We start from the raw sequence: 12,537 nt of genomic DNA, 5'->3' as shown, positions 1-12,537 counted from the left end.
ACCGGTTCGGTAACGTAATGGAGTGGGGCGAGCATTGATCGAACGACGCCAATTCAGCGGAGGCATGAAGGGCAAAAACCTTCGCTATCTGAATGAACACCCCGATGGGCCCCAGCAAACGGTCCGCGCAGGATTCCTGCTGCTCGAACACTTCTCGCTGCCCGCGTTCACCCAGGCGCTGGACACGGTTGTCACCGCCAATCTGCTGCGGCCAGAGTCGTTTTCTTCGCGCACCTTCGGTTTGAACGACGGCGAGGTCGTCAGCGATCTGGGCCTGGTCATTCGGCCCGATGCCCGTATCGATTGCTCGGCGGTCAAAGCACTGGACCTGCTGGTGATTTGCGGCGGCTACCGGACAGAACTCAAGGCCAGCGAAGGCTTGATCAGCCTGTTGCGCACGGCATCGGATCAGGGTGTCAGCCTGGCCGGACTGTGGAACGGTGCATGGTTTTTGGGGAAGGCCGGTTTGCTGGACGGTTATCGGTGTGCGATTCACCCGGAGCATCGCCCGGCGCTGGCGGATTTCTGCAAGGCGACGCAGGTCAGCAGTGAGCCTTACATCATTGATCGGGACCGGCTGACGGCGTCGAGTCCTTCCGGGGCCTTTCACATGGCGCTGGACTGGATCAAAGGGCTTTACGGCAAAGCGTTGGTCGAAGGGATCGAGGATATTCTGGCGTTCGAGGAGTCTCGTTACCGACGCATCAAGCCGACGGAAAATGTGTGTGTGAGCGCGCCGTTGCGCGAGGTGGTGAAGCTGATGGACGCCAACCTTGAAGAGCCTTTGGAGCTGGAGCAACTGGCGGTTTACGCCGGCCGCTCACGGCGACAACTCGAGCGCTTGTTCAAGGAGCAACTGGGTACCACGCCGCAACGGTATTACATGGAACTGCGGATTACCGAAGCGCGGCGGCTGCTCCAGCATACGGAGCTGTCCCAGGTGGACGTGCTGGTGGCGTGTGGCTTTGTGTCGCCAAGCCATTTCAGCAAGTGTTACAGCTCGTATTTCGGCTACCGGCCTTCCAAGGAGAAGCGACTCGTCAAGTAAGAGTCGCTCGCCCAAAGAAATCCCGACGGTTAATGCATCTTGCTGTGATCAGCCATGCCCAGTGCCCGGGCCTCAGCGTCCACCTGAATGGTCTCTTTCTCGCCCTTGGCATTTTCCACAGTCAGGATCAGCGGGACTTTATCGCCTGCCTTCACCTGCGCCGTCAGGTCCATCAGCATCACGTGGTAACCGTGGGGATCAAAACTCACTGGTTTGCCGGCCGGCAACTCGACGGACTCGACCTGACTCATGCTCATCACATCGTCTTTCATGCTTGATTGGTGAATTTGCACGATTTTAGCGACAGGCGACTGCACGCTGAGCAACTTGCTGTCGCTGTCGGCTTGCAGGGTCATGAACGCGCCGGTGGATGGCTGGCCGGCAACGGTCGCGCGGACCCAGGCGTCGTCCACTCGGGTTTGCGCCGATACCTGCCAGGCCATGCCGATCAGGGCGCAGCCCAGGACCAGTTGTTGGACGCGGCGCGAGAAAGCGGTGTTTGCGTGGATCGAATTCATTAGCAGACTTCCATGACGGTGAGCAGGTCTTCTGCGCACTCTTTAGCCGTGAGGGACGCGGACAGCCCCAGGCGCAAGTTGCCCCTGGAGTCGAAGACGTAGCTGGTCGCGGTGTGGGAGAGGGTGTAGGTCGAGCCGCTGGGGATCTTTTCGAAGAACACGCCGAACTCTTTGGCGGTGGCGGCGGTTTCTTCCAGCGTGCCGTGCAGCGCCTCGAAACTCGGGTCGAACGATTTGACGTAAGCGTCGAGCATTTGCGGGGTGTCGCGTTCGGGGTCGAGGGTGATGAAGATCACCTGCAGCTTCTCGCCGTCGCGGCCCATCAGTTTCTTGGCTTGTGCCGCGCGGGCCAGGGTCGTGGGGCAGACCGCCGGGCATTGGGTGAAACCGAAGAACACCATCGGCATCAGGCCGCGATAGCTGGTGAGCATCTTCGTTTCGCCCTGGGCGTCTTTGAGCTTGAAGGTACGTCCCATGATCTTGTCGCTGAGGTCTTTGCCGTACTTGAACGACAGCTTGGGGCTGTCATCGCAGCCGGCGAGCAGGCCGAGACCCAACAAGCCCATACCGCGCAGAACCGTGCGACGGGTAAACAACGTACTCATGGAAAAACATTCCTGTGTTGCGACGTGAAATCTGCAGCGCCTGATGAGTCAGACGAAAAAAACGCGTGGATATTAGCAAACTGTGGCCGTGCGTCGCGCATTGTTGGACGAGGGGCGGGTTTGGTACAGGTGCAGAAGCTGCAGAAAACTACGGATCAGCAGAAACGCGCCGACCACTGACTAAACCATACCGCGATCCCCTGCTACAGGTTATGCGTTGCGGTTGATGGCGGGTATTGGACACATTGTCGCGCGGACACATTCCAGATACATAAGTGCGCTTTCATGGCCCCGTCCCCCTCACAATGAGAGCGTTGCCATGTTCCGTAAACTGCAGCAAGCCACCCGCTTCCTCAGCCAGAGCGCGCGTTTGATGGTCGGCGTTCCTGATTACGACAACTACGTCGTGCAGATGGCGCTCAAACACCCGGAAGAGCCGGTGATGAGCCATTCGGCGTTTCTTCGTGAGCGCCAGGAAGCCCGTTACGGCGGCAAGCAATGCACCACGCGTTGCTGCTGAAAACCGCTGGGAACATCGTTATCACCACAAACTCTTCGCCATTGCGTAACGGCTGCTAAGCTTCGACGTTGCAGCGTCCGAGCCTTTGCGTAATTGGGCGCTGCGCGTAGCCATGGAGTACGACTTCAGTATCAATATCCACTTCAACAGAGGTGGCGAACGATTGTCGGTAACCTGCACGGAGGCAGGCAATGGTGATCAAGCACGTAGGCCATTCGAGTGCCGAGGGTGTTCCCGAGCCACTCGATCGTGAAGAGATGGAACGGGTGCTGGCGTTATTGCTGGCCAGTCCGGTGTTTGCCAAGTCCAGGCGCATGGGCAGTTTGCTGCGTTTCCTGGTCGATCACGATCTTCAATTTTCCAACACACCGCTCACCGAACACGCCATCGGCATTGCGGTATTTCGCCGTGACCCGGCGGTTTACTGCACGGGCGATGATCCGGTGGTGCGCGTGCAGGTGGGCCGGTTACGGCGCAAGCTCGCGACACACTACGCCACCCTGGGGCAGCAAGACCCGGTCCGCCTGAGCATACCCGCCGGTTGTTATCGACTGGCTTACCAGCGGCTCAGGCCCAAAAGCATCGCGACTCGCCATCCTGTCCTGCAGATTCAGCCGTTTACCTGCATCACCCGCGACGGCGATGACTTCACCCGTGGCTTGTGCGAAGAGCTGAGTTGCCGGCTGTTCGAGTCGTTCGAGCAGACGCAAAGCAATGGTAACCATGTGCTGATGAAGGTGCCGCGCAACAGCGTCAAGGCACTGGACGTTGTGCGGGCCGGGCGTGGCAACTATTCACTCGAGGGCAGCGTGCGGGTGGAACCGAGCCGTGTCCGGGCGTCGGTGCGCCTGATTGATGTCGCTCAGGGACGCATCCGCTGGTCCGAGCAGTTTGATCGCAATCGACCTTACGGCATCGCGACCCAGGAAGATCTGGCGGAGTCGATCTGTCGGTCGTTGACGGGCTATTTCGCCCGGGGCGGCGGTGATGCTTGCTGAGTAGAAGGGGCAACCGCGAGGTTGCCCCTCGATGCGACGATTACACGGTTTTCCATGCACCGTCTTCGTAGAGGCGGGTTGCATCGTTAACGACGGTCAGGTCGATTTCGATGGCCTTGGACCGCGAAGTGCTGAACATGGTGCTGGTCTGCACGTTCTGCTCGAACCACACGAGAATGGTCTCGACCGGGGTCAGAACGGTACTGCCGGTGACTACCTGGTTCGTGGCGACGTAGATCGGGGTGCTGACTTGCTTGCCGTCGATGCCGACCGACAACTGGTTGATGCCGGGGTGGATCGGGCCGTATTCGTTATCCAGGGTGATGGAAATGGCAGGGCCACCGGTTACCGCCGGGCCCAGCAAGCCTTCCGGGCTGAGTTCCGATTGTTGTCCCAGACCGATCGTGACGATGTTGGTCGAGACCTTCACCGTCACGTCAGCCTGAAAAGTATTGGACCCGAATAGCTGGTATTGCGGGGTCCAGCTGAAGCCGTTGTTGCTCAGGTATTTGTCATAAGACTGCCAGACAACGTTATAGGCTTCGTTACCGACTTTCTTGGCAAAGCACAGCTTGTAGCCTGACTGCTTGAGCAGGGTCAGGTCATCGGGTGCGATCTCGATCGTGACCGATTTTTGCGTGGCCGCCAGGGTCGACGTCAGCACCTTGCTGTAGTCCGACGTTTTCAGGCTCGTTGGGGCGAGACTTTGGAATGACTTGAAGGCCTCTTGCACATCATTGTGAAGTTGCAGAGCTTGATTGCTTACAGCGCTCGACTTACTCATGGCTTTCCTCTTCCTTGGTTGTGTTAGGCAATCAATGGGCAGCGGGCAGCGAATCCGACAAGTGATCGGGCCGCACCCTCTAAACACATTGACGGTTTCACAGTAGGCGCAGGATTCAGGGCGGCGAAGTGTCTTGGCGTTACAGCGGGGAGGGCGATTGAACCAGCGAGGTAACAACCTGCGTAACCGGGTTGTATCAAGGGGATCTGTGATTGAAACAGCGGGGCAGCCGTGCGACCGCCCCACCGTGGCTTCATGCCGCCGGGCTACTCACCTTCGCGTCGGCCCAGACGAAGTTCCAGCTGGTTCGTTTGCCCTTGGCAATCTCGATCAGCTTGTTCTCGTACACGGTGTGATTGACCGTGCCGGTGTAGGTCAGCTTCCGGGCCGCGTTGGTCCCTGTGACTTCCCCGGGTTTGCCGCCAGAGTCGGTCATGGCCTTTTTCATATCGGCTTCCGACGGGGCGCTGCTCTGGTTCTTTTCAACGGTTACGAAACTCATGGTGTCACCTCTTCCGTGATGGGGGGATCGGCGGACAGCAGGGGCGAAACGTTCTCGACTCTGCCAACACGCCGAAGCCAATACTTTATTGGCCCGCCGGGCACCGCAGAAGTGACAACACGGTCGGTAAGGTAACAGCGCGGATACAGCAAAAAGCGCGATGTAACGGCTACGTATCAGCCAGCGACATCACTTCGCTTTCCAGTGCCCACCGCCCGACTCGCAATCGAGCTTCGATTGGTTCAAGTGTTCCGCGCCGTAGTAATACGTGGTGACCTGAGCATTGTCGGGAATGTTCAGCGACTTGCTGTTCTTGTCCTTGCTGGTGGAGTGAGGGTTGGCCAGCGACTCTTGCGTCAAGGTCGCGATGCAGGTGGCCTGGTAATGATCGTCGCACTGTTCGACTTTTTTCTTGGTGCTGGTGAGCATTTCCTTGCTTTCATTGCTGCATGACCAATCGATGGCGTTCACCGGCATGCCTTCGTACTCATAGCAGCTATGGGACTCGACCACAGGGACGGAAGGGCTTTGGGATCGGGTCAGGACGTCACAGCCTTCAGCGAACACCAGCGAGGGGCTCAGGCTGGCGAGCAAAAACAGCAGTCTACGGTTCATCGGGATTACCTCTCCAATGGCGCTGCTCATGATCAAAAGATCGGCGCTTATAGGGGTTCGAAAACGTGAAGAGGCGCGGGGTTCAATTCGTTTTGTGAAGTGCTGGCAGTGAAGCAATAAAGATCGCAGCCTCGTTTCACTCGACAGCTCCTACAGGATTACGCGATCCCTTGTAGGAGCTGTCGAGTGAAACGAGGCTGCGATCTTTTGATCTTACGAGTCGCGGCTCAAATAACCGGGATCACTGCGCAATAAACCCGCGAATCGCCTGAATCGTCTGCGTCGGCGCTTCTTCCATCAGCCAGTGCCCCGCCCCCGGGATCACCACTTCCGTCACATTGTCTGCGGCGTTGCGCATCACGATGGCTTCGTTGTTGCCGAAGGATTTCTCCCCGCCGACGGCCAGCACTGGCATCGTCAGCCGCGTCTTGTTCGACGCCTCATTGTCCACCGCGTCCTGACGAATGCTGCGGAACTGGGCGAAGGCGGCGTGCATGGCGCCGGGGCGGGCGTAGAGTTTGGCGTAGTGCTGGCGGGTCGCTTCATCGACCTTGGTCGGGTCGCCGGCGAACTCGTTCCAGAAGCGGTCGAGGTAGATGCGCTCTCGGCCGGCAACCAGCCGTTCGGCATCCGGTCCGCCGAAGTCAAAGTGCCAGAGCATCGGTGAGCGAACAATCTCGTTCCAGGGCGGAATGCCCGGCACGGGCGCATCCATCACCACCAGGCGATCCGTCAGCTGCGGATAACGCGAGGCGTAGGCGAAGGCGACCATGGTGCCGATGTCGTGGCCGATGACCACCGCGTGTTCGATCTTCAACGCTGCCAGCACGCCACGAATGTCGCCCGCCTGGGTCTTCTTGTCGTAGCCACCGTCCGGGATCGACGACAAGCCCATGCCACGAAGGTCGGGCACCACGACGGTGTGGTCCTTGGCCAGATCGGCAGCCAGTGGCGCCCACATGTCTCCGGTGTCGCCAAAACCGTGGAGCATCACCACGGCGGGGCCTTTGCCGCCGACGCGCACATGAATTGTCGCGCCTTCGACCGGGATGTCCTGAACACGAAAACCGGCAGGAAAGGGCGCCACTCCGGCATGGGCCGGAATACTCAGTGCAAGCAAAAACGCGCTCAACAGGATACGGATCATCACGGTGCCCCCATCAACGTTCGGGGCAGGAATCCCGAAGCAATGTGGATGAGCGTAGACCGTTTGATCCGAAGCAGAAGTGCCCTCTCGCTCGCACGAGAGGGCAGGTGCCAGGCTCAGGTGTGATGAATTTCCCGGTCCTTGGTTTCCGGCATGAAGAATATGCCCAGAACAGCCGTCATCACCGCTATGACGATCGGGTACCAGAGACCGTAGTAGATATCACCCGTGGCCGCGACCATGGCGAATGCCACCGTCGGCAGGAAGCCGCCAAACCAGCCGTTGCCTATGTGGTAAGGCAGCGACATCGAGGTGTAGCGGATGCGCGCCGGGAACAGTTCCACCAGCCAGGCGGCGATCGGGCCGTAGACCATGGTCACGTAGATCACGAGGATGGTCAGCAGCAGCAACACCATGGGGTAATTGGTCTTGGCCGGGTCGGCTTTTTCGGGGTAACCGGCCTCCTTGAGCGAGGTGCCGAGGGTAGCGACGAAGGCGTCGTTCTTGGCCTTGAAGTCGGCGGCCGGCATGCCGGTGCCCTCAAAGCTCTGGATCACCTTGTCGCCGATGCGCACTTGCGCGACGGTGCCCGGTTCGGCCTCCACGTTTTTGTAGGGGATGGCCCGTTTCGCCAGCACCGTCTTGGCGAGGTCGCAGGAACTGGTGAATTTGGCCTTGCCCACCGGGTCGAACTGGAACGAGCACTGATCGGGATCGGCGACCACCGTGACCGGGTTCTTCTCCTGCGCGATGAACACGTCGGGGTTTCCGTATTGGGTCAGCGCATGGAAGATCGGGAAGTAGGTCGCCGCCGCCAGAATGCAGCCGGCCATGATGATGCCCTTGCGGCCGATACGATCAGACAGGCTGCCGAAGATGACGAAGAAAGGCGTGCCGATCAGCAGCGAGCCGGCGATCAGCAGGTTGGCGGTCTGTGCGTCGATCTTCAGCGTTTGCAAAAGGAAGAACAGCGCATAGAACTGCCCGGTGTACCAGACGACGGCTTGGCCGGCGGTGCCGCCGAGCAGGGCCATGATGACGATTTTCAAGTTGTCCCAGCGGGCGAAGGATTCGGTCAGCGGCGCCTTGGAGGACTTGCCCTCAGCCTTCATTTTCAGGAACACCGGCGACTCGCTGAGTTGCAAGCGGATGTACACCGAGACAATCAGCAGCAGGATCGACAACAGGAACGGAATCCGCCAGCCCCAGGCCTCGAAGGCTTCGGTGCCGAGGGCGGTGCGGCAGGCGAGGATCACCAGCAGCGAAAGGAACAGCCCAAGGGTCGCGGTGGTTTGAATCCACGAGGTGAAATAACCGCGTTTGCCTTTCGGCGCATGCTCGGCAACGTAGGTCGCCGCGCCGCCGTACTCGCCACCCAGCGCCAGGCCTTGCAACAGGCGCAAGGTGATCAGGATGATCGGCGCCGCCACGCCGATGGTCGCGTAGCCGGGCAAAAAGCCCACGATGGCCGTGGAGATACCCATGATCACAATGGTGATGAGGAAGGTGTGCTTGCGCCCGATCATGTCGCCCAGCCGGCCGAACACGATGGCGCCGAAGGGCCGTACCGCGAAGCCCGCGGCGAACGCGAGCAGCGCGAAGATGAAGGACGTTGTCTCATTGACGCCGGCGAAGAAGTGCTTGGCGATGATCGCGGCCAGGGAACCGTAAAGGTAAAAGTCGTACCACTCGAACACGGTGCCCAGGGACGAGGCGAAGATGACCTTGCGCTCCTCCTTGGTGATGCCGTGGTGGGGCGCGCTGCCCGTGGAAGTGTTGTCGATTGCGGCCATGAGTCTTCTCCGTCGTTCTTGTTATAGGCCGGAGTACCTCATTACCTCTTTGCCGCACCCAGGCCCTTGGGCTGATGTCGTCAGATTACGGATTGCGCGAAGCATGCACACAGGTTGACGGCCTCGCATCGCTGCAAGGTTTCCTGAAGCATAATCGGCTTCGCGCAGATATCCACTCGCCATCACGTTCAACTGCTGGATCACGGCGCAGGGCTCAGTTCGCAACCATTCGTTTAATCAATAATCACCATCAAGGAAGGCAAGTTCCGTTTTTCTGTCATGAGAGGAGGATAGCGTCATACCAAAGTCGCCTCTGAAGGAACCTGCGCGATGAGAATCTCTACCTTGCTCGCCCTTGTCGCCGTATTGACCGGCAGTGTTGCCGCCACCGTCCCGGCCTACGCGGCTGACCCGTCCTGCCATTTCCTGCCGATGGCCGACAGCCCCGCCAGCTTGCAGCACACTCAATCGGTGGGCGTGCTCTACAGCGAAAACACCCTCAACACCCTCGAATACCTTGAGCAGTACCATTCTGTCGCACTGAACGGCGCGAAGAATCCGGCGCTGGATTCGCGCATCAGCAACGCCTTTGTCAACAGCTCCGATCCAAAACGGGCGATCACCTGGCTGATGGGCTCGCTGCAAAAACAATTCGCTTCGGTGACCGTCTACGACAACCTCGACGCCGTGGTGCAAGCCCATCCCGATGTGGTGGTGATGCTGGACACCTACAGCCGTCTGGTGTCCAAGCGCAACAACCAGGTCGAAGCGCGTTTCCTGGCCAAGTTCTACGACTCGAACCTGCAATACATCGGCAAGGCCGAAGGCTCACGTGAACAGCAGATGCCTTCGGTGTGGGTGCACGGCAAAGCCGCCCCGGAAATCGCCGCGCAGATTGACCAGCAAAACGTGGTGCAGGTGAATGCGCTGAAGCAGTTTGATGCGTCGTTGAAGGCGTTGGTGACGTCGGGTAGTGGGGCGCAAGTCGCCAGCTACTGACGTAACCCATCGGAGGGCAGCCAGATGATTCGCCGTTTTATTTAAGCGCTACGCTCAGATGGCGCACAACCTCGGCCTCCACAGCGCCTTCCTCGCTACCTTCATGAAACACCGCGCAACTCGCCGAACGATTGCCATCAACGCAACGGTAGACCGCAATGACGCTGCCCGGTCCAGCTCCCGTGTGACCGCTCAAAGTGAGCCCACCCTTTACAGTGCCCTGCATCAAACCAAGGCCGTAACCCGGAGCAACCCAGGGACGTCCGGCTATCGGCCCGCCCAGCGTGCGTACGGTTTGCATCTCCCGCAGCAGGGGGGGCGGCAACAGATTTCCATTCAGTAAACGGTCCAGGCACAGGGCCGCTTCTGCAAGCGGACCAACCAGCAAACCGTGATAGACCCAGCCCGGGTCGTAACTCGGGGCCGTTCCCATGTCCACGCCTTCCAGATCAGCTCGCGTCGTTGCTAGGCGTACCCGCGATAAACCGAGGGGAGAAAACACGCGTTGCGTCAGGGCTTCCTCAAGCGCGAGGCCTGTTACGCGCTCAATCAGTCTGGCGATGTGCAGGTAGCCAACGTTCGAATATCGCCAGCCGTCTCCCGGTACGTAGCGCAACCGGGTGGCATCCAGCCGTTGCAGCATTTCGGCGGCTGACCAAGGTGTCTCATGGCGCGCCACCGCGGCGTGGTAGTCGGCGAGCTCACCGTAATCCGCCAACCCCGCTTCATGTCGCAAAAGTTGACCCAACGTGAATGGGCCTTCAGGCACAACATCATCCAGACCGATCAATCCGTCACGCACCAGCGACAGCGCCGCGGCGGCGAGAACTGTCTTGGTGAAACTCCACCACGGCACGGTTACATCGGGCTGTTCAGGCGTGAGGAGTGAGCCGTTTGAGACAAGGGCGAAATGCATGGAGAGACTGCTCTGGAGAGGCGCCGAGGGAGTTTGCCAGAAAACAAAACCGTGATTGTGTTTGCGCAGCGCTTTGGCTAATCTCGCACAAACACGCAAACTCAGGCATAAACATGCAAGATCAGCATTCAGCCACCGAGCTGCCTTCCGTGCGCCGGCAAAAAATCCTTCTGATTCTTGAGCGCGACGGCAAGGTCATGGCCTCGGAGTTGAGCCAGCATTTCGCTGTGTCGGAAGACACCATTCGCCGCGACCTGTCGGAGCTGCACAATGCCGACCTGGTGCAACGCGTACACGGTGGCGCGCTGCCGCGACCCAAAGACACGGGCAAGGATTTCCTCACTCGGGTGGGTGAAACCGACGAGGTGAAAGTGCACCTCGCACAACTCGCCGCGCGACACGTCCGGGACGGTCAGATCGTGATGTTCGATTCCGGCAGCACCACGCTGCAGATCGCCCGGTCCTTGCCTTCGACTATTTCCATCACGGCCATCACCACCTCGCCGTTGACCGCGATTACGCTCGCGGAATACCCGGGCATCAAGGTGATTCTGGCGGGTGGGCAACTTAACCTGGCGACGATGTCGGTCAGCGGTCACGAGACCGTGCGTTTGTTGCAGGGCATCAAGGCGGACGTGCTGTTCACCGGGGTGTGTGCGATTCATCCGGAGGTCGGCATCAGCTCGCTGCATTTTGATGAGGTGCCCGTGAAGCAGGCGCTGTTTGACAGTGCCTCTCAAGTGATCGCCGTCACCACGGCGGACAAACTGGGTGCGGTGGAACCGTACATCGTCATGCCGTGCTCACGTTTGCACACCCTGATTACCGAGCGTCACGTGGCGTCGGGCGACATCGATGACTATCGCAAGCTGGGAATCGAAGTGGTGCAAGCGCACGCCTGAGCGATCACGCATGCCCCAGCGCAATCGCAAACGACACCACGATCAAGCACGCAAACGCAAAATTGATGTTCATGAAGCTTTCGCCCGAATTATCAGAGGTGGCGCCATCCTGAACTCGCCGCTGAAAAATAAAAAATTCGGCTTCATGATTTAAATGATCGAAGGAATTGATAACTGCGTTCGCCCAAAAGATCGCAGCCTCGTTTCACTCGACAGCTCCTACAGAGAAACGCATTCCAATGTAGGAGCTGTCGAGTGCAACGAGGCTGCGATCTTTTGACCCTAAACCAGGTATTTGTTGAACCAGGCCACCGTCCTGTCCCAAGCAAGCTTCGCCGCCGCCTCATCGTATCGAGGCGTGGAATCGTTATGAAAGCCATGGTTGCAGCCAGGATAGATGTAAGCCTCATACGTCTTGCCCGACGCTTTCAACGCTTTCTCATACGCCGGCCAGCCTTCATTGATGCCCTTGTCCAGCTCACCGTAATGCAACAGCAGCGGCGCCTTTATTTTCGGCACATCTTCAGCCTTGGGCTGACGGCCATAAAAGGGCACGGCCGCCGCCAGTTCCGGGTAGGCCACCGCCGCCGCATTGGAGACACCACCGCCATAACAGAACCCGGTGATGCCGACTTTTCCGGTGGTCTTGTCGTTTTTCATCAGCCAGTCAATGGCGGCGAAGAAATCGTTCATCAGCTTTTCAGGATCGACAGTTGCTTGTAGCTCCTTGCCTTTTTCATCATTGCCGGGATAGCCACCGACCGAACTCAAACCGTCGGGAGCGAGGGCGATAAACCCCGCCTTGGCAACGCGTCGGGCGACGTCCTCGATGTAAGGATTGAGCCCACGGTTTTCATGCACCACCACCACCGCCGGCACCTTGCCGGTGGCTTTGGTCGGGCGCACCAGATAGCCGCGGACATTGCCGTGGCCCTTGGGCGATGGATAGGAAATGTACTCGGCGAGGATGTCCGGGTCGGTGAATTCAACCTGCTCGGCGAGCGCGTAGTTCGGGCTCAGGGCGGCGAGGAGGGCGCTGGCCGTCAAACCGCCCAGGGTGAACAGCGCCGCTCGATCAAGAAACTCGCGTCGGTTGATCTTGCCGTGCGCGTAGTAGTCGTAGAGTTCAAGCAATTCCGGGGCGAAGTCTTTGGCGGTGAGACGTTCCATGGGGGGCGCTTCCCGTTGGT

15 protein-coding genes are annotated in these 12,537 nt (G+C 59.3%); 6 read left to right on the top strand and 9 right to left on the bottom strand.

Annotated features, from left to right (window positions below; translation table 11 throughout):
* Window positions 1–64 precede the first annotated feature (64 nt).
* Complete coding sequence (locus ACA049_RS19025; protein ID WP_497336908.1) at window positions 65–1,048, top strand: GlxA family transcriptional regulator; 984 nt, start codon at window positions 65–67, stop codon at window positions 1,046–1,048.
* A 29-nt stretch (window positions 1,049–1,077) separates the two neighbouring features.
* On the opposite strand, the gene ACA049_RS19020 is transcribed toward ACA049_RS19025, so the two are convergent.
* Entirely contained in the window at window positions 1,078–1,566 is a 489-nt protein-coding gene (locus tag ACA049_RS19020; RefSeq protein ID WP_497328860.1) for a copper chaperone PCu(A)C, read from the bottom strand.
* On the bottom strand, window positions 1,566–2,171 hold the full coding sequence (locus ACA049_RS19015) for an SCO family protein (RefSeq protein ID WP_109629716.1): 606 nt from the start codon (window positions 2,169–2,171) through the stop codon (window positions 1,566–1,568). Before ACA049_RS19015 ends, ACA049_RS19020 begins: the two co-directional genes overlap by 1 nt.
* Window positions 2,172–2,490: 319 nt before the next feature.
* Between ACA049_RS19015 and ACA049_RS19010 the strand changes: the two genes are divergently transcribed.
* Both ACA049_RS19010 and ACA049_RS19005 read left to right on the top strand, forming a co-directional pair.
* On the top strand, window positions 2,491–2,691 hold the full coding sequence (locus ACA049_RS19010; RefSeq protein ID WP_497328858.1) for a YbdD/YjiX family protein: 201 nt from the start codon (window positions 2,491–2,493) through the stop codon (window positions 2,689–2,691).
* Window positions 2,692–2,882: 191 nt separating this feature from the next.
* Window positions 2,883–3,689 (top strand): hypothetical protein, encoded by an 807-nt coding sequence (locus ACA049_RS19005; RefSeq protein ID WP_497328856.1) that lies wholly within the window; start codon window positions 2,883–2,885, stop codon window positions 3,687–3,689.
* A gap of 40 nt (window positions 3,690–3,729) precedes the next feature.
* Here the strand turns inward: ACA049_RS19005 and ACA049_RS19000 are convergent, their stop codons facing one another.
* The 5 genes from ACA049_RS19000 to ACA049_RS18980 form a co-directional block, all read right to left on the bottom strand.
* Complete coding sequence (locus tag ACA049_RS19000; protein WP_497328854.1) at window positions 3,730–4,473, bottom strand: hypothetical protein; 744 nt, start codon at window positions 4,471–4,473, stop codon at window positions 3,730–3,732.
* A gap of 253 nt (window positions 4,474–4,726) precedes the next feature.
* Window positions 4,727–4,975: a hypothetical protein gene (locus tag ACA049_RS18995; RefSeq protein ID WP_109629727.1), complete on the bottom strand. Its 249-nt coding sequence runs from the start codon at window positions 4,973–4,975 to the stop codon at window positions 4,727–4,729.
* A gap of 189 nt (window positions 4,976–5,164) precedes the next feature.
* On the bottom strand, window positions 5,165–5,590 hold the full coding sequence (locus tag ACA049_RS18990) for a hypothetical protein (RefSeq protein ID WP_497328852.1): 426 nt from the start codon (window positions 5,588–5,590) through the stop codon (window positions 5,165–5,167).
* A gap of 241 nt (window positions 5,591–5,831) precedes the next feature.
* Window positions 5,832–6,737: an alpha/beta fold hydrolase gene (locus tag ACA049_RS18985; RefSeq protein ID WP_497328850.1), complete on the bottom strand. Its 906-nt coding sequence runs from the start codon at window positions 6,735–6,737 to the stop codon at window positions 5,832–5,834.
* Window positions 6,738–6,853: 116 nt separating this feature from the next.
* Entirely contained in the window at window positions 6,854–8,530 is a 1,677-nt protein-coding gene (locus ACA049_RS18980; protein WP_497328848.1) for an MFS transporter, read from the bottom strand.
* A gap of 330 nt (window positions 8,531–8,860) precedes the next feature.
* Between ACA049_RS18980 and ACA049_RS18975 the strand changes: the two genes are divergently transcribed.
* Window positions 8,861–9,529, top strand: coding sequence for an ATPase (locus ACA049_RS18975; protein ID WP_497328846.1), 669 nt, complete (start codon window positions 8,861–8,863; stop codon window positions 9,527–9,529).
* A gap of 37 nt (window positions 9,530–9,566) precedes the next feature.
* Here ACA049_RS18975 and ACA049_RS18970 read toward each other — a convergent pair whose 3' ends face one another.
* Window positions 9,567–10,445 (bottom strand): serine hydrolase domain-containing protein, encoded by an 879-nt coding sequence (locus ACA049_RS18970; RefSeq protein ID WP_497328844.1) that lies wholly within the window; start codon window positions 10,443–10,445, stop codon window positions 9,567–9,569.
* A gap of 113 nt (window positions 10,446–10,558) precedes the next feature.
* Here ACA049_RS18970 and ACA049_RS18965 point away from each other — a divergent pair, with 113 nt between their 5' ends.
* Entirely contained in the window at window positions 10,559–11,347 is a 789-nt protein-coding gene (locus ACA049_RS18965; RefSeq protein ID WP_497328842.1) for a DeoR/GlpR family DNA-binding transcription regulator, read from the top strand.
* A 10-nt stretch (window positions 11,348–11,357) separates the two neighbouring features.
* Window positions 11,358–11,501 carry a hypothetical protein gene (locus ACA049_RS18960; protein ID WP_497298758.1) on the top strand — a complete coding sequence of 48 codons (144 nt, stop codon included), beginning with the start codon at window positions 11,358–11,360 and terminating at the stop codon, window positions 11,499–11,501.
* A gap of 128 nt (window positions 11,502–11,629) precedes the next feature.
* On the opposite strand, the gene yghX is transcribed toward ACA049_RS18960, so the two are convergent.
* On the bottom strand, window positions 11,630–12,517 hold the full coding sequence (gene yghX / locus ACA049_RS18955; RefSeq protein ID WP_497328840.1) for a YghX family hydrolase: 888 nt from the start codon (window positions 12,515–12,517) through the stop codon (window positions 11,630–11,632).
* Between the last annotated feature and the right edge of the window lie 20 nt (window positions 12,518–12,537).

The organism is Pseudomonas sp. LBUM1662 (genome assembly GCF_059695915.1).
Note: the sequence above shows the minus strand (reverse complement) of the source record. Positions and strands in the feature narration are given on the sequence as shown.